The organism is Streptomyces chryseus (genome assembly GCF_014650755.1).
GTDB classification, from domain to species: Bacteria; Actinomycetota; Actinomycetes; order Streptomycetales; family Streptomycetaceae; genus Streptomyces; species Streptomyces chryseus.
This window is the reverse complement of record NZ_BMVO01000038.1, coordinates 1-17,597: the sequence shown is the minus strand read 5'-3', so window position 1 is coordinate 17,597 and position 17,597 is coordinate 1. Positions and strand designations below refer to the sequence as shown.

Genomic DNA, 17,597 nt, shown 5'->3' with positions numbered 1-17,597 from the left:
CGCCCGGTTCTTGCCCAAGCCGTTCTTCTTCCGCGCGTTCGCGAGGAACTGCCCCACCGGACGGTCCAGCATCGCGGCCGTGACCGGCGCCGCCAGCGTCGGGTCGCCGCCCGGCGCTTGCCCGCCAGCTCACCTCGATGGCCGGCTGTGCTCTGAGGGCCGCTTCGTGCCGCCGATCCTGACCGGTCTCCGATACAGCAGAGGGCTCCGGCGAGTGGCCATGACATCCCCGGGAGTGGATATGGAGCCGAGCTGTCCAGCGATACCAGCGGATCCCCGCTCCTGCCTACGCCCCCCACAGCGGCGCGGGCTCGGCGAACGCCTCCTGCAGCGCGGCAGCCGGCAACCGACCACAGGTGTGCCGCGGTGCCGATGGTGTGGTGAGGGGGCGGTGGGAAGACTTCGGGGAATAGGCCCGTATTGGTGTACGCCGTCGCCCGCACAGTCGGTGGGCGTCCCCCGGCGTCGAAGGAGCTGTCCGGCCGTTTTCTGTCTTCGCTGGCGGATGCTACTGCCAGAAGAGACTTTCGATGATGATCTGTGGTTCTGCGGTGCGGTGGACGAAGGTGTACCGCAGCCATCCGTGGCCGTGGTCGAAGTACAGGATGTGGGCGCCGCGCGGTTCGGTCGAGCGGACGGGTTCGATACTGACTTTTGTGAGGTCGAGGCCGTCGTCGCGGTAGGGGTGACGGCAGGTGATGAGGTCGATGACCGCCTCGTTGATCAGGTCCCGCACGCGGGCGGGGAGAGCGTCGCGGTACTCGCCGGCCAGCTTGGTCCAGTCCGCGGCCCAGGGCGGGCCGGTGAACTCTTCGCTCACTCGCCGGGCCCGAGCCTGCGGACGCTGTGGTGGATCCGTGAGGCCTCTTCCAGCAAGTCCTTCGCCTTGTCCGGGTCCGTGCACTGCGCGGCACGTGCTTCGAGGTCGCGCACGTGGCGGTCGAGCTCGGGGTCCCGCGCCAGGGCGTACTCGCCCCACCAGCGTGCGAGAAACGCCGGCGCCGCGCCGATGTCGTAGGTGTCGGCGATCTTCGCCCGCCAGTTGGCTTCGAAGTCGTCCAGCAGCTGCGGGGCGTGGGCCGCGATTGCCGCGCGAAGTGCGGCGATGCTGCGCTCGGGCATCGGCGGGACGCCTCTGGAGGGGCGGGGGGCGGTGGTCATGGTCGGTTCCTCCTTGGGCAGCGCCACCACGATAGTGCGTAAGGCTTGAGGTGAAAGGGCAGCCGAGGGAATTGCCCGTTGCCGTGAGTCTGCTGTGATCCAAACCAGACGGGTTCACAAGATCGCGATATCAGATCGCTCATGTCCAGCGCATTCCGATGGTGGAGAGTTGCTCGATTCGCTCGGGTGTGAGCGTCGCGGCCCGGCTGCGTTGGTTGCTGATCCAGGCACCAAGCCGGAGCTCTCGCTCCTCTTGGTCCTCGCTGCCGTCGCCGTCGCCGACGTGCTGACTCTCACTTCAGTGCCTGAACGGCTTCTCATCGTGGTGCCTGCGGAAACGGGTCCTGAGAGGCGCTTTTTGGGCAGGTGGACGAGACGATGACGGACGCCTCGTGAGAATGCCCAGCACAGCGAAGCGAGAGTCAGCAGCGCCCCGCAGCCGGAAGCCCCGCCCAGCCCACCGGCCCACCTGCGCCTCGTACCGGGAGGGGAAGGCTGATCAGGGGCCCGGACGCGACCTGTCCGATTGCCGCTCCCTCGCCCCTGGTCGTGAGAGACGATGCCCCTGTGACTCATTGGAATGACTCATCTCGGGCGCTTGAGGCCAGGCGGCGTCGGCGCGTCGCGCAGCTCAGTGACGCGGCCGCCCATTGGGGCAAGAAGGTGCCGGAAGACCCCGGCATCACGGAACTGGCCGACCTCCTGCAAGAGGTCGCTGACGGTTTCGCTCATCCGGATGAACCCCGGCGCACGGTGCGAACAGAGCTGACCGCTGTGGTCGAGGACCTGAGGGCAGCCGCCCGGCTCGGCGGCCTGCTTCCCGTCGTGACCCTGTGGCATCTGCACCGGGCCGTGGAGCAGGAACGTGCCGCGCGTGAACGCCTGGCCCTCGTCGTGTAAGCGACAGCATGAGTCAGACGCCTGCGCCGTGGCGGCACCTGTCCACCTGGACCATGGTGCGCCTCGACGTCTCCGAGACCGGCGAGAACGCCCTCGAGGAGCAGGAACGCCGCCGGCACAGCTGACGGAACCCATCTCAGCCGATCGCCGCATCGACGGGGCCCGGCCACTGGTCCCGGATGGCCCTGCCCTACCTGACCGAACCGCACTGAAGGAGAGCACCCGGTGCCGTCCTACGCGAAGGACCCGTCCTGCACCGCCATGGCCGAGGCCCTTGTGCCTCTGCTGCGCCGGACCTGCCATGAGGGCGCCGGCGGGTACGGCGGCTACTACCAGGTGAATCTGGAGGATGAGGAGGCCGTCGGGCTGGGTGGGGTGGAGTTGATCCGGGCCGCGATGCGCAAGGCGGCCAAGCAGCTCGGCTGGAAGGTCGTCACCTTCGGGTGGATCGGCACCCGCCACGGCACCATGGTCGGCGTCCAGGACAAGCGTGAGGTCCCTGCCGAGTACCGGGCTGTGGTCGATGAGGCAATGAACGACAAGGTGCGCGCGGCGCTGCACAAGGTCTGGGGCGAACCGGGCCCGGCGCCTGTTCAGCGCGGCTCGGTGACGCTGATGACGCAGGAGTTCCGGGCGGCCGTCGCCGAGTCCGGCACCTGAATCTGCCCCTGGGCGGGGGCCGGGACGGGCCGCGAGGCTGTCAGCACGAAGCCCCGGGCCGCGGGGCCCGGGGCCTCTCTGTGCATCTCGCTTGACCTGCCGGGTTCAACGACCGGCCGCGACAGATGTCACGCCCCTTCCACCCCCGACTCCTTAAGCGCTGCCCGCCGCTCGGGTGCACCCTGTGGGCTCCTGGTCGTCGATGACCGCTCCGGGCCTTTCCCAGACCCCCTGTGCGGCGAGGTTGGCCAGGTGCTGCCAGCAACATCCGGCACCCCACCCGCTCCCGAAACCCGACTTCGATGCCCAGCCCGGGCTCCAGGTCAGCTATGGGCGTGCCGGCCGGGCGCCTTCAGCCACTCCGAGCCGCGCCGATCCCGGCGCCGTCAGCGCTCTTCGCCCAGCAAACGAATCGACCGACCTGAGCACGGCCCGAGCCGTAGAGGCCATGCTCCCGTAGACAGATGCCCAGGACGCTGACCCCACCTCGGCCTGTCAGTGCCTCACGCGACCCTGTTCGAGCCCGGCGGCGCGCCTCATCACCTCGAAGCCGATGCCGCCGCCGGGCACATCACCAGAGCCAGCGACGGAGGAGCAAGGCGTGGAGACAGTGCGGATCACGTGGGAGCAAGATGGCGAGTCCCGGGAGTCCGCCGTCACCTACAGCCCCCAGGCGGCTGAGGACTACAAGCGATACAAGGAAGCCGAAGAAGGCGTCACAAGCGTCAGTATCGTCCCCGCGAAGCTGTAGGGCCCTGACGACGAAGGCCCTGGGGCCGCGCAGCAAGAACGGGCCTCGCGTGAGCGACTGGCCTTCGTCGTGTGAGCAATCCACGTGCACCGATTGATCAGCTCGGGGAACACTGTGCCGATGAGCTTCCCAGCCGCCCGGACATGTCAGGAACGGGCCCTTGGTCATGTCGCGGAACTGGCATCGGGCCCTCCTTTGGACCCGGTGCTGCGGGTGACCCTCAACTTCCACCCGGACCGTCTGCTGCACAGCAAGCCGATCCTGGACGCCATGGCGGAGGACGGCGTCTACCGCTCGCAGTTCGTCACGGGGACTAGCAACGGCGGACTGACCGCGCATCCGGGCGGTGACCGGTGGTACTGGGAGAGCCGGATCTTCGACGGGGCGTACGACGAAGCGACCGCTCATGAGCGACCGGTCTACGGGGCGTTGAACTTCCGTCGCAAGCCGGCCGGCGGGGCGCCGCGGTTCGGCTCAGCCCACTTCCGGCTGGCTGCCGACACGCTGGCGCGGACCACGTTCTGCTACCCGGACAGCTTCTTCGAACCTTCGCATTTCGGTGTCGCGTCCCGCATGGGGCTCCTCCAGCTTGCCCTCGACGATTCTCAGGACGATCTTGACGACTACGTCGAGGCGCAGGTGCACGGCCCGGTCCGGCTGCACCACCATGTGGAGGCGCTGGTCCTGGACCCCTGCTACCGGGGCACGACGGTCGAGGCCGCGGCTCAGCGTCTTGGCTGCCCAGTGCAGTGGCACCCCGGCTTCCGACTCGAGGTTGAAGAACTCCGACGCCACCCCCGCTACCGCGGCCAGGAATACGTCGACTTGGGCACGCACATCGCGGTCGACGGCGTGCTCGATCCTCGGATCATCGGACATGCCGCACGAACCGGCCGCTATGACCCCCAGGCGGTCAAGAAGGTGTGGCACTACCTGGCGCGCTTCGGGGCGCTGTCGAAGGCCACTGACACACCGCTGCCTCCGGCACCGATGGAGGAAGCTGCACTCTACGGCCCTCGATGAAGGGCTGATGCCGCAGCGGCTTCCAAGGCCGTTCCGGGCTGTGCGAGCCTCGGCGTCCTGACAGCGGTCGTCGGTCACGAGGTCGCACTCGCCACGGTGGCCGCCCCAAACCCCGTTCAACCCACCCACACAGCTGCGCCTCGCGTACCCCGAGGCAGGGAATTGAGCCGAAGCACGGTAGGTGTCACCGGCGGAGCCGGATGAGCTGGCGGTGGGGAGCGATCGAAGCAGTCTGGTTGTCACCAGTGAGGCACGCGGCTTGTCACACATGCTCATTCAGCAGGCCTTGTGTCACCAGTGGCGAAGATCGACGGGCGTCCCTCAGCTCTTGACGGCTTCCGCGATCTGCAGGGCGGCCTGGGCGGGCGTGAGGTTCGTGGTGTCGACGACCTCGGCCTCACCGTGCAGCCACGTGCGGGCCGCCTCGGCGTAGGGCTTGAGGTAGGTGAGACGGAACGGGGAGGGACCAAGAACCGTGTCCCCCTCGATGCGTTCGCGGAGGGTGTCCTGGTCAGCGTGGAGAACGAAGTGCCGTATCGGAATCGCATGCTGGGCAAGGCCCGAGCTGATCTCGCGCCAGTACTGCTCGACCAGGACAGTCATGGGCATCACCAGAGTGCCGCCGGTGTAGTCGAGTACGCGGCGGGCGGTCTCGACCACGAGCGGCCGCCACGGCGGCCAGTCCTGAAAGTTGCCCGTCCAGGGCAGCCCCGGCCTGATGTCCATGAGTGTCTCGCCAACCTTTTCGGCATCGAACACCCGTGAGTCCGGGATCAGCTGCTGCACGAGTGCACTGGTCGTCGTCTTGCCTGCGCCGTGGGTGCCGTTGAGCCATACGATCATGGACCCAACGCTAGCGCCGTGCGGGATGCAGATGGTCTCAACCGCCGAGATCAGGTGTCGCCTGTCTCGCAAAGTCGCACCGACTGGGCATGCCGCCCAGTCGGTGACAACAATCGACGTGTCCTTCGACGATGCCCGAGCTGTAGGACAGGGTGAGACCGGCGGTCACGGTGTGGAGGTCTTGGCGGATGGAGTCAGCGAAGATGCCGATGGTGTCTGGGCCGCCCAGCTCGGCCTTCTGAATCCAGTCCCGGAGTAGGTGGCCGCGGCGATGGCGGAGCATGCCCGTGAACTCCCGCGCGAGGTCACAGGCCGAGGCGATCTCAGCGCAGGCACTTCGGACGGTTTCCAGCTGGGCGACGTCCGAGGGGCTGAGCGTCTCCTCGGGCCGCATGATCCATGAGGTGATGTCGCGAGGGCGGGGCGTCACTGCCCGGACAGGAATCGCGATGCCCTTCCGCATGGCCGCGACGTACCGGTTGACGACGTGATATTCGCCGGTGTAGCCGAGGGCGAACACCTCGCGATAGAGCTGCATCGAACTGGTGTAGCCCGCCTGGAAACGGTGCTGCACGTGCTCCATGAACGGGTCGAGGACACCGTGTCCGCGGTCCTGCGCTGAGGCGAGAAGCCCGGCAAGGTCCTTGTTCCGATAGCGCCGGACCGTCTTGCGGTCCAACTGCAGACGGCGGCCGATGGCGTTAAGCGACAGGCCGGTGGCGGCGAGCTCGTTGACCTCCGCGTGGCGTCGTCGGATCCGGTCCAGAAGCGGGGTCTCTTGTGTGGCCGACGCCGAGATGGTCTCTGATCCGGCTGGCTGGCGTAGGCACTCGCGGTGCAGGCGGCAGGTCTTCTCCACCGCCGTCGAGAGGTTCTGGAGCAGGTGCCAGCGATCTGCCACCTCCAGTGCATCCCGGGGCGGCCTGCCTGATGGCCTTGGTGAATGCCATCAGGCGGTCTCGGCAGATGATCTCGGCGCCGGGGTGCTCCTGGAGCCATGCGGCGACCGTGCCAGTCTCGCGATCGGGCAATACGTCCACCGGCTTGGAGGACTCGATGTCGACGAGGACGGTGCCATAGGTCCGACCCCTGCGGAAGGCGAACTCGTCGATGCCGAGGATCCGTGGGGCCCGTGCAGGAACAGGCGGAGCGGTCAACTCTCCCAGGATGGATGTCCGCCGGCCGTGGAGCCGCAACTTTGTGCAGAGGCGTGCGCCCGGGCGGCCGCCGAGCTCCACGGCGACCATCCGCATCGCCGACCGCGCCGCCGTCGAAGAACGGCGTCGCGGCTCGGTCAGGTCCTCTACCTGTTCCACGAAAGTCCGACGCTGGCATCGGGGCTGATCGCAGAAGAACCGACGGACGTGGAGACGGACGATCAACCGACGGCCGCCGACCGGCAGCCCGGCTATGTGACGCCAGTACCGGCTGTGAACGCGTGCGGCGGGATGCTGACACTGGGGACATGCTCCTGGCGGCCCGCAGCCAGTCGCGTCGATCACCAAGCCGTCATCCGCGACCAGGCTTGCCGCACGACGAGGTTCAGCCCCGGGAAGAGGGCGTCTTCGAATGTCTCCAGGTTCATGACGGCGTGATCCCCTGGCGGAACGATCCTGCAATCTCTCCAGCCTTCAGCGCATCCCGCCAGGTGCGATGTTGCAATTGGGCGATCAGGGGGCCTGGTAGAAGGGGATGGGGATGTCGTGTGCCTTCAGAGCCGCCGTGTAGCGATCCAGCAGCTCGTCGAGGTTGGAGAGGAGGAGGGCCGCCACCTCCCGGGCTTCACCGACGTCGCCCTGGTCGCAGGCTTCTACGATTTCGGCGACGTCGCCGCGGATGATCGAAAGGGAATCTCCCTGGATCAGCACGCCCGGAAAATTACGCGGGGGCAGACGGACAACCGCGTCGTTACCCGGGTCCGCGAACAGCTCAACCTCTATACGTTCCATCCGGCCATCCAACCGCAGACTTGTCCTCATCCAAAGGCGTAGCCATCACGGAAGCGCGGTCAGAACCAACTGAAGTGCTCAGTGTGCGACACGAGGTCGCACCAGGTAAGTAAGGACAGTCGTATGAAGGGAAGTTGAAGAGGCTGGACTTCGGGCCAGTGTCCAGGGCCCGTCCCCGCGCTCCCATGCGTCGCTGGTAACGGCGGGGTGTGAAGCGGAGCGTTCAAGCCCAAGAGCGTCCCTGCCATCGGGGTGCAACAGGTGAGGGGAAGGCTGGACGGGCGAACGTAAGTGAACCCTCGATGATGCCTCGTGACTTTAAGACCGCGTCGATGGCGTGTTGGCGGCGGTCACAGGACCCGGTGCTGTGAGGCGCCAAGCGACCTTCGGGTAACTGAGCCCGGAGGGAGGACACCGCTGGTCCCGGGGTAGAGGGGGCGCCCACCCCAGTCGCGTCTTAATGGTGCGGAACGTGGTAACCCCGACGGGGTCCAAGCCTCGGCTTGGTAGGCCGACCGCAAGGGAGGCTGAAGTCCCTGGCGGGAGAAGGAAGATCCAAGAAGCGAAGGCCGACGGGCCGAAAGGCCAGAGGAAACCGGGAGATCGGGACCTTCACCCGCTCTCGCATAACTCGCCGGATACGGGCCCTGGTGGCCCGGCCCGAAAGTGCGGCGATCGGCAGGGCCCGGAGGCGGTTGGGGCCACAGCCGCTGAAGGTGCTGTTCGACCAGGTGTGCAGGCCGGTCGCGACGCCGGAAACAGCTGGCGCTTGGTATCGCAGGTGGCGGCTGGTCGCGGTGGACGGCACCGTCTTCGACGTCCCGGACACCGAGGCGAACAGCATGTTCTTCGGCCGTCCCGGCTCGGGGCGGGGACAGCAGCGCAGTGCGTATCCGCAAGCGAGGGTGGCAGCATTGGTGGAGTGCGGGACACATGCGGTGTTCGCCGCGGCGACCGGTCCGCTGTCGGTCCACGAACAGCACCTCATTCCCGACCTGCTGGGCGGGCTCGAACCAGGCATGCTGCTGATGGCCGACCGCGGCATCACCGGCTTCGAGTTGTGGAAGGCCGCCTCGGGCACGGGTGCGGACCTGTTGTGGCGCGTGCGCAAGAACATCGTGCTCCCGTTCCTCGAAGCCTTCGAGGACGGCTCCTACCTGTCGGAGATCGTGGCCACCGGGGACCGTGACCGCCGTGATCCGGCCCGGGTTCGCGTCATCGAGTACACCCTCGGTCGAAGCGGCGACGATACGGTCTACCGGCTGATCACGACCATCCGCGACCCCGACCAGGCGCCCGCCGGCGACCTTGCGGGCCTTTACCACCAGCGGTGGGAGATCGAGAACACCCTGGACGAGATCAAAACCCACCAAGGTGGCCGTCAGCTGGTTCTGCGCTCGCAATACCCAGACGGTGTCGAGCAGGAAATCTACGGCTTCCTCCTGGTGCATCACGCATTGCGGGACGTCATGCACCACACCGCTCACCAAGCCGGCCTCGACCCCGACCGGCTCTCCTTCACCCGCACCCTTCGCATCGCCCGCCGCCATGTCACCGAGCAGGCGGCACTTTCCCCCCTCACGACTCAGCCGCGCCCTGACCCACACCACCCGTGAGCTGCTGGAACGACTCCTCCCGCCCCTCAGGCGACGTTCCAACCCCCGCGTCGTCAAACGCAAGATGAGCAACTGGCACCTCAAACATCCCCACCACCGCAACCCACCCCCACCACCGGCTCCCACCATCACACTGGTGCTACTCACCAAGCCATCCAGAAGACCCCCGCAAACTCACTTAAATTAGCGGTATTGGCCCTAGTAGGACTCCGTTAGGTTCTTCTCGATCTTGATGCTGTCCATGGCCTGCTGGGCAGGGGCTGTTGGCAGGTGTTGCAGACGCCGGTCCAGCACCTCAAGGTGTCCTGGAGAGCATCGAGGATCTGGTAGAGAGTGTGTCCGGCTCGGGCGCTTTTGGGGCCAGACGCTGCTCGGTGAGGAACGCGTGGGCGGCGGTCACGAGGGTGATGTGGTGGTGCCAGCCGGGCCAGGAACGGCCTTCGAAGTGGTCCAGGCCCAGGCCGTGCTTGAGTTCGCGATAGTCGTGCTCGATGCGCCAGCGGACCTTGGCCAGCCGGACCAGATCGGTGATCGGGGTGTCAGCCGGCAGGTTGGACAGCCAGTAATCGGTGGGGGCCGGGGCCTCTTCTGGCCACTCGACCAGCAGCCAGCAGTCGGGCAGGACCCCGTCCCACCAGCCCTGCTCGGCCGAGGCGGCGGCCTTGATCGGACGCTCGACGGCTTTGCCCGCAGGACGGACACGCACGGCGGCGAAGCGGGACCGTAACTTCCCTCGCGAGCCGTGCCGCCAGCTTGCCTCAGCGAAGTGGTACGCACACCGCGGGCCGTCGAGGCCGGGGCAGGTGGGGAATCGAGGCAGTCCTGGGGCGCCGGCCGCTAGGACAGCGTCCCCAGGTTCGGTGCCGGGGCGTCAGCTGATCCAGGCGCTGTGCGTGCCGTCAGGGTTCAGGACGACGTACATCCCGTTGGCGTTGACAGCCGCGTCGCGGTGGTCGGCGACCAGTGTTGCCATGACGCGCCCCTGGTGGATGATCTTCAGCGTGTAGCGGTCTGCCGCCACTTCGGTGACTTTGGCGGTGCTGCCGTCGGGCAGCGGGAACGAACCCGCGCCGTACTGCTCGCGGCCGGTCCAGGAGACGGCGTCACCATCGGCCGTCAGAACGACGAACATGCCGTTGTGCCGGCCACCCGCGTCGGCGTTCTTCGCGACAAGGGTTCCGAGCAGGTGGCCGTCGCGGGAGACGTTGTCCATGCGGTAGTGGTGGGCGCCCAGCCGGTAGATCCTCGCCGTGCTGCCGTCGACCAGCTTCAGGGTCCGGACCGGGGCGGCCGCCTTCGCTCTGGCAACCGCCTCGGTTGCGGAGCTGGTCGAGCGGGCGGACAAGGCCGGCGAGGTCCCCGCCGGGCCGGCGGCTATGGCCGTGGCGGCCGGGGCGAGGAGAGCGGCGGCCAGGGCCACGGTGGTCAGGGCGCGGATGACGGGACGACGCTGGGATGGTGAACTGAACATGCGGGTCTCCTGGTCAGAGAGATGTGCGGACCGGCGGCAAGGCCGGTGAGAGTCGCGTGCCGCCTCCTCGGTCGTGTGGGGCGGTGAGGCGCGACGGGCTGCATGACGAATCTAAGAACGGGATGCGGTGGAGTCGTCCGCTCCATGTCACCGGCGTGTGACAGAGATCATCCGAAGCCCCCAATCCGACACCTGCGGCCTTCTGTCAAGTCCACCGGCACAGCGCGCCCAGGCCGGCGGATCGGGGTTCACGTCGTACGTCCGCGTACACCTGCGCCCTGACCGGCCCCGTTACCTTTTCCGTGGCCCTGCAATGGGGCTCCTGGCCTCCGGGCCCGGCATGACTGTTGCCCCCTGTCGAAGGCATGACCTGGGGGGGGGTGTCACCGGGCCCGAGGGCACCGACTGACCGCTGATGAGAGGCCTGACCGTCACCTGGCCCGGCGCAATGCCGGGCCGAACGCGGGTGGCTGGTCTGCGTAACGTGGATGCGCGCATACGGTGCCGACGCCCGAGGCCGGGCGGACACAACCACCCTCGGGGGGGGGTGCGGTGCTCGACACCAGCGAGATCAAGGTGTTCCTCGGCCTGGACGTCGGCAAGGGCGACCACCACGGCCACGGTCTGACCGCCACCGGCAAGACCGTCTACGACAAGCGGCTGCCCAACAGCGAACCGAAACTGCGAGCCGTTTTCGACAAGCTCACCGCGAAGTTCGGCCGCGTGCTGGTGATCGTGGACCAGCCCGCCTCGATCGGCGCCCTGCCCCTGACGGCGGCCCGTGACGCGGGCTGCGAGGTCGCCTACCTGCCCGGGCTGGCGATGCACCGGATCGCCGACCTCTACCCGGGCGAGGCGAAGACCGATGCCCGGGACGTGCACGTGATCGCGGACGCGGCCCGGACCATGCCCCACACCCTGCGGGCCCTGGAAGTCGCCGACGAGACGGCCGCCCAGCTGACGGTGCTGACCGGCTTCGACCAGGACCTCGCGGCCGAAGCCACCCGCACCAGCAACCGGCTGCGCGGCCTGCTCACTCAGTTCCACCCCAGCCTCGAACGCGTCCTCGGCCCCCGGCTCGACCATCCGGCCGTCACCCACCTCCTGGAACGTTTCGGATCCCCGGCCGCCCTGCGCAACGCAGGCCGCCGCCGACTGGTCAACCTGATACGCCCGAAGGCCCCGCGCATGGCCGAACGCCTGGTGGACGATGTCTTCGACGCCCTCGACGAACAGACCGTCGTCGTCCCGGGCACCGGCACCCTGGATGTGGTGGTGCCCTCGCTGGCCCGCTCGCTCGCCGCGGTCCACGAACAACGACGAGCGGTGGAAGCCCAGATCAGCGAACTGCTGGAGGCCCACCCTCTTTCGAAGGTCCTGACCTCGATGCCCGTCATCGGGATCAGGACCGCCGCCACCTTGCTGGTCACCATCGGCGACGGCACCAGCTTCCCGACCGCCGCCCACCTGGCCTCTCCTACGCCGGCCTGGCACCGGCCACGAAGTCCTCCGGCTCCTCCATCCACGGCGAACACGCCCCACGGACCGGAAACCGGCTCCTCAAACGAGCCATGTTCCTCTCCGCGTTCGCGGCCTTGCACGACCCGGCCTCCCGCACCTACTACGAGCGGCAACGAGCCCGCGGCAAGACCCACACCCAAGCCCTCCTCCGCCTCGCCCGCCAACGCATCAGCGTCCTCTTCGCCATGCTCCGCGACGGCACCTTCTACGAATCACGCACCCCCGAAACAGCCACCGCATGAGCAGCTCTGGCTTGACGAAAGACATAGAGACACCCCCCCCGCGGCTCCGGTTCTGAAGAGAAGCACCGTGGCAGAGACAGAGCCGACAGACCCGGTCCTACGATACGAACCGTCCGGAGGTTCGCTGGCCACCCTGGCCTTCAAAGGGGGGCCCGGTGGTGGTGGGTGCTGTCTACTGCGCGCCTGGCCGTCGGATTACTTGCGGCTGCTCCTGGATTCGGACCGCCTTTCGGGTGAACCGCTCGGTGAAACCGTCCGCCTCGTCCTTTCGCTGAGTCACGGTTCCTTTGAAGGCAACAAGCTCATTGAAGGGACGGGGACATGCATGTGAGGCGTTCCGGAACAGCCCTGGGCGTAGCTGTGCTCACCGTGCTGACGATTCCGACCAGTGCTCAGGCAGCGGGCGTCGCCTGCGGCGGGGGCGCGTCGACCGGCCGGGTGTCCGTCAACGGCTGCATCAGCGCAGAGAGGCAGTGGTTCGGCGATGTCCCGTACCGGGAGGTGACGGCGTACATCAAGCTGCACAACACGGGGCCGAGGGCGGTGGCCGTCTCCTTCGAGGCGGAAAAGAGCCGCAACGGTGGCCCCTGGAAGAAGGTGGGCAACAGTCGGACCACTGTCGGGGCGGGTCAGACCCTCGGCCCTACCGCGGTGGGGAGCGATACCGAATTCTGCGACGGTCAGAAGGTCGTGGTCCGGGTGCACGCTAAGGCTGCTGGCGGGGGCTGGAGCAACTGGTCCCAGGCGTCCACAAAGCAGTGCCAGACCTGACCGTCCGAACATCCGGCGGGACCGCCCACCCGACGCAGGTGCTGCTCATGACCGACGCCGAAGCCGCGGACTGGCTCGCCGCCACGGCGGCCGGGAAGATCTGACTCCGAGCCGGACATACCACGGGCCCCGGGGGATCAGCCATGACATCCCCGGGGCCCGGCTCTATGGAGTCGCGCTGTCCAACGAGGGCGCGGCTCCGGCGTCACGCGCCCTGCGACCGCCAGCAACGTGCCCCGGATCGGAGCAGCGGCAACAACACCGCGAACCTGATGCACACCAGAACGATGACGACCCAAGAAGCGTTCTGCGTGCGATGTGGCAGCGTAGACACCCGAGTTACCCGCCTCGACCAGACCAGCGCGGAAGGCACCTGCTTCCGCTGCGACAAGCCCTTCCACGCCACACCATGCCAGGGCTGCGGAGGCTTCCGCATCGACGGCTCCTTCGGCGTCTCCGGCACGCGATTCGAGAACCTCCCGGAGACCGTGAAGTGCTGGGACTGCGGTCATCGCAATCCGCTGCGCGACCCCGGCCCGGAGTAAGCCGCCGCCGGTGCGCTCACCGCCGCCGCTCGCTGTAGGTGTCGTCGTAGGGGCGCTCACCGTGGCGGTTCAGACCTTCGTCGTCCACCAGCCCGATGCCTTGCCCGAGGTGCATTCCTGGTACCAGGCGTACCAGCTGGAGCGGACCCGGGCGACGATCCGTGAGCTGGAACAGTACGAGGAACTGGAGCGGCGCCGCCGGGAGGCGGCGCGCGTCCAGTCGTCGTGGAAGATCGAACCCAAGAGGGCGGGAAGGCCGGCGCTCCCGCACCGAGGAGCATGTACTGCGTACCAGGGGCACGCGGGGTACCTCAGCGAATTGAAGGCGCACTGCCCTGGACAGCCGGATATCGGGCCCTGCCGCTTCACGCAATGCCCCTGCCTGCGTACCCGCGTCCTCAACGGGGTCATCAACGAATACCGATACGCGGCTTGAACTGAAGCGATGACTTTTCGAGCCCCACCGGGTACGGCCGATGCGGAAGCAGCTGGCCGGCCGCGTTCGCCTGCCGGCGGGCCGGGACCGGCCTCCGGGGGCGGAACGCGGGGAGCACGGGCCCGATGCGGGCCCGTGCTCGCCTCGAACGCTCAGCCGCGCACCGGCGCGGGACCCATCGCGTTCAGCGCGGTGACGAGTTGGCGTTCCTCATCGTCGAAGTGGGCTTCGAGCCGGTTCGCCAGGTCCGCCACCTCCTCCCGCAGCCGCACCGGGTCGTCCTGGTCGGGAGTGAAATCCTCGACCAGTTCCTTGATCCGGTTCTGTAGTTCGGCCACGACCTTGTGTTCCTCGGCGAACTTCTCCAGCACCGGTTCCAACGCCGGGAACCGCTCGCGGAGCACCGGGAAGGCGCCAATGTCCTCGCCGGTGTGGTGGACGTTCAGCGCGTGGCAGAAGTCCAGGCAGTGTGACCGCAGTTCGGCGAGCGGGTTGCCGCCCTCGGCCTGCGGCGCGATGTCGTCCGCCCTGCCCTCGACCACGTCGTCGATCCGCCTGCGCAGGTCCGTCAGCTCGCCGCGCAGCCAGCCGTGCAGTTCGACCAGTTCGTCACCGAGGTGCTTGACTCGGTCGGGGTCGAGGTCGATCGGGTGCAGTGCGACGACCGGAATGATCCGGTCCGTCTTCGCCTGGTACTCGCCGTACCCCGGCTGCTGAGCGGCGATCTCCGAGAAGAGCCTGTCGCGCTCCTCGCGCGGGGGGATCGAGGCGATCGCCCGGTAGGTGCGGGCGCCTGCCTCGACCGTCACGACCGCGTTCTTGCGGATGTTGTGGTACCACGCCGGATGGGTCGGTGCGCCGGCCGCCGAGGCGACGACCAGGTCCTGCCCGTCGATCTGCATCAGCCCGAGCGGCTGGGTGCGGGGCCGACCGGTGCGGGCCCCCCTTGTGGTGAGAAGGCACAGGGTGGAACCCTCGAACATCCCGCCGACTTTCCCGGCGTTGGCACGGAATTCGTCGATGATGCCCCGCTGGAACTTTAGAAATTCCTCGAATTGAGTCTCGTCTGACATGTAGGTGGAACCCCTGGGAGATCTTGTGCCCGCCCACCGCGCGCCCGGCCGGGCGCACCGCCTGCGGGGCACGGTCGGGAGGTTATCACCGCGGCGCGTCGTTCGTATCGGTCCGTGAGGACGACTCCAAGGTCCGCACCGGCCACCTTCCCCGCACCATGGCCTCCCTGCGCAACCTCGCCATCGGTGTCCACCGGAAGGACGGCGCCACCCACATCGCCGCGGCCCTGCGACGAGCCGCCCGCGACTACCGCCGCCCCCTGACCACCCTCGGCCTCACCTGACGAAACCGGACAAGATCACTTCACGCAATGCCCCTGGGCCGGCGGGGGATTTGGGGTGCTGGACGTTTACACGGAGCGTGGGCCGGGTGGTGGGTCATAGGTGGCCCGTAGGGTCCTCGCGCAGGGACGCGGCCCCAGGAGCGCCCTTTGGCGCGCCGTCCAGGCCCATCGACACCCGCTCCGGGAAGGTGTGACGGGCGGCGTGTGCGACCGGGGGCGTATTTCGGCGCGCCGGAACCGCTGGGTGAGGGTGGGGCCCCGGGCCAGGCGCGGTTGTCGGGGCCCCTGAAGCGAGCAGTCCGAATCCGTAGGTTCGCCCGCGTCGTCCGGCACAACTGCGACGGTGAGTCTTGGGTCACGGGGTCGGCGAGTGAGGCTTTGCTGGGTCGCAGCGGTTGGGAGCGCGGTCGTCCCGTCCCGGCTCCGGTTGGTGAGAGCCAGGTGCCGTCCAGGGCGCGGTGGTCGCCGGTCAGGGCGTAGCGGCGTGCGGCCAGGATGGTCTTCGCGTCGCTGCCGATGTCATTGGCGAGCCGGGCGAGGATGGTGTCGACGGCTTCCTGTTCGGAGAGGTACGGCGGGGCGAGCTCCAAAGCGATCTGCCCGAGCCGGCCGCCGGCGGCTGCCAGTTCGTCGCCCAGGTGCCGTACCGCGTTCGGGTCAGCGGGGTGCCGCTCGGTGTCGGCGAGTGCCCGCTCCAGAGCGCCGCCGTCATCCTCGGCGGTGTATGCCGGTGAGGAACGCCGGCAGCTCGCAATCGGGAGTTCGGAGTCTTTTTCTTTGCCCGTGACCGAAGTGCGTGTAATGCGTTGTTCTGGGCGGTGCTCGCATGTCCATTCCTCGAGGGTGCGGGCCCCCGGGGCCCTGGCCAACGCCCGGTCCAGGGCCCCGGGTCTTCGTTCCCGAGCGCTTGGGCGCTGGCGCGGTTGAACCCAACATCCGTTCACGCGAGACGCCCGGCTGGGAATTCCCAACCGGGCGTCTCACGTGAACGGCTTGCGGCCCATCCGCTCAACGGGCCCCACCCGTTACCGGCTCGCCGGCAAGCGCTGGTAGGCGTCTTGCCGTTGTTAGAGAAGGTCGAGGTCGATGTCGACTCCCGGTCCGGTCTCAGCGTCGGCGTCGTTCCTCGCCAGGGTGTCCCCGCCACTGCAGATCTGCTGGACCGCGACCGCGGTTGCCGGGCCGCTGCCGAGGGCCGTGACGGGCCCCGTCGCGATGTTGATCAGGCCGACCTGGAACGTGTCCTTGCTGACGTCGGACCGCTGCTCGCACACAACTACGTTGCCGTCCTTGCCGTGGTGCCGGCCGTCCGGGTGGCCGTAGCCGTCGCCGTCGCCGGCCGCGGCGACACTGGCCCCGAGCATGCTGAAACTCCCGAGCATGGCAGCTACCAGGGCAGCATTGCGAAGCTTGCGCACAACATCTCCACTTCCGTCAGATTCGACATCATTGGGGGTTACGTGACAAGCCAGCACGCTAGGTCATGTTTATGATGTTTTGGGTGCAACACGCCGTGGTGTCACCTCGCTACGGAGGGGCCGGGCGGCCGTAGCTGTGACGGGATGCGGCCGACGTCGCCGTCTGGCCTTGCGAAGCCGCCGACCAAGCCAAGGCGATCTCCCTTCGGGTTGTTGCAGGGGCGTGGGGTGTGGGCGCATGCTTGTGGTGAGTGGACAAGGCAGGTCCTCCCGGGGGCCGGCCGCAGGCGGCGGCCGGCCCCCGGTTGCGCTGCCCTGCAGCCCGCCGGACCGCTGAAAGCGCACTGAGCTACGACGCCTGTGCTCAGTCGAGTCGGAGGTCGGCGAGGATCGCCAGCTGCTGATCGCGCAACCGGCCCCGCTTGTCCTTCTGCCAACCCCCGCTGGACCGGGCGGCGCTGCCGCCTTGTGTCCGCATTCGGTTGAGAGGGGTGGCCGGGGTGTCGTGGCGTCTTGGTTAGGCGTGTGTGGGGGCGTACGAAGGGCTGGTGAGCCGGCCCGGGTAGGCGAAGCACCTGGGTCGGCCACGTTGAGCCAGCAGACCGACCGCCGGTGTGGATGTGTCCGCGGCTTGCTAACGGCTGCGTCTCAGTGCGGTGCGCGGCGGTGGCCACGGTCGTGTGGGCGATGGTGGTGGCGGTGCTGAACTGAACCGGGCACTCCCACGGCAGCCCACGCGGTGCTTTGGCCGCGGGCAGCAAGACCGCCATCTTGCCCTGGGTGGCCAGCGCCGATGGGCGCAGAAGTATGGGGTAGCGCCCACGCGAGTGCCGGCGCTGATCGGCGAGATCGTGCGAGCCGTCCGTGGCGGTGAGGATTAGTACTGCAACGGTCTTTGCCGTGACGGTTGGGCAGGTCGGTCGTTGGTTTGTT

At 68.0% G+C, this 17,597-nt stretch carries 18 protein-coding genes and 4 pseudogenes; 11 read left to right on the top strand and 11 right to left on the bottom strand.

Annotation, left to right across the window (positions count from 1 at the left end; translation table 11 throughout):
• Positions 1–508: 508 nt before the first annotated feature.
• The 3 genes and pseudogenes from IE185_RS31035 to IE185_RS31025 all read right to left on the bottom strand — a co-directional run.
• A complete protein-coding gene (locus IE185_RS31035) occupies positions 509–820 on the bottom strand; it encodes a hypothetical protein (protein WP_170198367.1) in 312 nt (103 codons plus the stop codon).
• Positions 817–1,161: a hypothetical protein gene (locus tag IE185_RS31030; protein WP_189716435.1), complete on the bottom strand. Its 345-nt coding sequence runs from the start codon at positions 1,159–1,161 to the stop codon at positions 817–819. The genes IE185_RS31035 and IE185_RS31030 overlap by 4 nt, the downstream gene beginning before the upstream one ends.
• Before the next feature lie 139 nt (positions 1,162–1,300).
• Positions 1,301–1,405 (bottom strand): annotated as a pseudogene (locus tag IE185_RS31025) (helicase associated domain-containing protein); the annotation flags it as partial.
• Between the two features lie 323 nt (positions 1,406–1,728).
• On the opposite strand from IE185_RS31025, the gene IE185_RS31020 reads away from it, so the two are divergent.
• The 4 genes from IE185_RS31020 to IE185_RS31010 all read left to right on the top strand — a co-directional run bounded on the left by IE185_RS31020 (position 1,729) and on the right by IE185_RS31010 (position 4,495).
• Positions 1,729–2,061, top strand: a complete 333-nt coding sequence (locus tag IE185_RS31020) for a hypothetical protein (protein WP_138899488.1) — start codon at positions 1,729–1,731, stop codon at positions 2,059–2,061.
• A gap of 225 nt (positions 2,062–2,286) precedes the next feature.
• Positions 2,287–2,721 (top strand): hypothetical protein, encoded by a 435-nt coding sequence (locus tag IE185_RS31015; RefSeq protein WP_229843796.1) that lies wholly within the window; start codon positions 2,287–2,289, stop codon positions 2,719–2,721.
• Positions 2,722–3,274: 553 nt separating this feature from the next.
• Complete coding sequence (locus tag IE185_RS34165) at positions 3,275–3,472, top strand: DUF8636 domain-containing protein (protein ID WP_500809325.1); 198 nt, start codon at positions 3,275–3,277, stop codon at positions 3,470–3,472.
• 120 nt (positions 3,473–3,592) lie between these two features.
• Positions 3,593–4,495, top strand: coding sequence for a DUF3626 domain-containing protein (locus IE185_RS31010; protein ID WP_138897962.1), 903 nt, complete (start codon positions 3,593–3,595; stop codon positions 4,493–4,495).
• A 321-nt stretch (positions 4,496–4,816) separates the two neighbouring features.
• Here the strand turns inward: IE185_RS31010 and IE185_RS31005 are convergent, their stop codons facing one another.
• The 4 genes and pseudogenes from IE185_RS31005 to IE185_RS30990 form a co-directional block, all read right to left on the bottom strand.
• Positions 4,817–5,338 carry a P-loop nucleotide/nucleoside kinase family protein gene (locus tag IE185_RS31005; protein ID WP_138897963.1) on the bottom strand — a complete coding sequence of 174 codons (522 nt, stop codon included), beginning with the start codon at positions 5,336–5,338 and terminating at the stop codon, positions 4,817–4,819.
• Between the two features lie 37 nt (positions 5,339–5,375).
• Positions 5,376–6,239, bottom strand: a complete 864-nt coding sequence (locus IE185_RS31000) for a hypothetical protein (protein ID WP_229843795.1) — start codon at positions 6,237–6,239, stop codon at positions 5,376–5,378.
• 25 nt (positions 6,240–6,264) lie between these two features.
• Positions 6,265–6,840: pseudogene (locus IE185_RS34085) on the bottom strand (transposase family protein); the annotation flags it as partial.
• Between the two features lie 168 nt (positions 6,841–7,008).
• Positions 7,009–7,287, bottom strand: coding sequence for a DUF6959 family protein (locus IE185_RS30990; protein ID WP_138897966.1), 279 nt, complete (start codon positions 7,285–7,287; stop codon positions 7,009–7,011).
• 650 nt (positions 7,288–7,937) lie between these two features.
• On the opposite strand from IE185_RS30990, the gene IE185_RS30985 reads away from it, so the two are divergent.
• Complete coding sequence (locus IE185_RS30985; RefSeq protein WP_170198384.1) at positions 7,938–8,903, top strand: IS4 family transposase; 966 nt, start codon at positions 7,938–7,940, stop codon at positions 8,901–8,903.
• Positions 8,904–9,198: 295 nt separating this feature from the next.
• Here IE185_RS30985 and IE185_RS30980 read toward each other — a convergent pair.
• Together IE185_RS30980 and IE185_RS30975 are read right to left on the bottom strand one after the other, a co-directional pair.
• Positions 9,199–9,669, bottom strand: a pseudogene (locus tag IE185_RS30980) (transposase); the annotation flags it as partial.
• A 105-nt stretch (positions 9,670–9,774) separates the two neighbouring features.
• Positions 9,775–10,374, bottom strand: a complete 600-nt coding sequence (locus IE185_RS30975; RefSeq protein ID WP_189716433.1) for a hypothetical protein — start codon at positions 10,372–10,374, stop codon at positions 9,775–9,777.
• A gap of 552 nt (positions 10,375–10,926) precedes the next feature.
• Between IE185_RS30975 and IE185_RS30970 the strand changes: the two are divergent.
• The 4 genes and pseudogenes from IE185_RS30970 to IE185_RS33460 all read left to right on the top strand — a co-directional run bounded on the left by IE185_RS30970 (position 10,927) and on the right by IE185_RS33460 (position 13,889).
• Positions 10,927–12,137: pseudogene (locus IE185_RS30970) on the top strand (IS110 family RNA-guided transposase).
• A gap of 360 nt (positions 12,138–12,497) precedes the next feature.
• The gene (locus IE185_RS30965; RefSeq protein WP_229843793.1) at positions 12,498–12,908 is read left to right on the top strand and encodes a hypothetical protein; all 411 of its coding nucleotides are present in this window, start codon (positions 12,498–12,500) and stop codon (positions 12,906–12,908) included.
• Between the two features lie 287 nt (positions 12,909–13,195).
• Complete coding sequence (locus tag IE185_RS30960) at positions 13,196–13,453, top strand: hypothetical protein (RefSeq protein WP_229843792.1); 258 nt, start codon at positions 13,196–13,198, stop codon at positions 13,451–13,453.
• 61 nt (positions 13,454–13,514) lie between these two features.
• Positions 13,515–13,889 (top strand): hypothetical protein, encoded by a 375-nt coding sequence (locus IE185_RS33460; protein ID WP_138897545.1) that lies wholly within the window; start codon positions 13,515–13,517, stop codon positions 13,887–13,889.
• Between the two features lie 152 nt (positions 13,890–14,041).
• On the opposite strand, the gene IE185_RS30955 is transcribed toward IE185_RS33460, so the two are convergent.
• A complete protein-coding gene (locus IE185_RS30955) occupies positions 14,042–14,962 on the bottom strand; it encodes a nitroreductase/quinone reductase family protein (protein ID WP_138897544.1) in 921 nt (306 codons plus the stop codon).
• Positions 14,963–14,985: 23 nt separating this feature from the next.
• Here IE185_RS30955 and IE185_RS30950 point away from each other — a divergent pair, with 23 nt between their 5' ends.
• Together IE185_RS30950 and IE185_RS30945 are read left to right on the top strand one after the other, a co-directional pair.
• Positions 14,986–15,246 (top strand): hypothetical protein, encoded by a 261-nt coding sequence (locus IE185_RS30950; RefSeq protein WP_170198365.1) that lies wholly within the window; start codon positions 14,986–14,988, stop codon positions 15,244–15,246.
• A 458-nt stretch (positions 15,247–15,704) separates the two neighbouring features.
• Entirely contained in the window at positions 15,705–15,980 is a 276-nt protein-coding gene (locus IE185_RS30945) for a hypothetical protein (RefSeq protein WP_138897542.1), read from the top strand.
• Between the two features lie 333 nt (positions 15,981–16,313).
• Here IE185_RS30945 and IE185_RS30940 read toward each other — a convergent pair whose 3' ends face one another.
• Positions 16,314–16,610 (bottom strand): hypothetical protein, encoded by a 297-nt coding sequence (locus tag IE185_RS30940; protein WP_138899506.1) that lies wholly within the window; start codon positions 16,608–16,610, stop codon positions 16,314–16,316.
• Positions 16,611–17,597 lie beyond the last annotated feature (987 nt).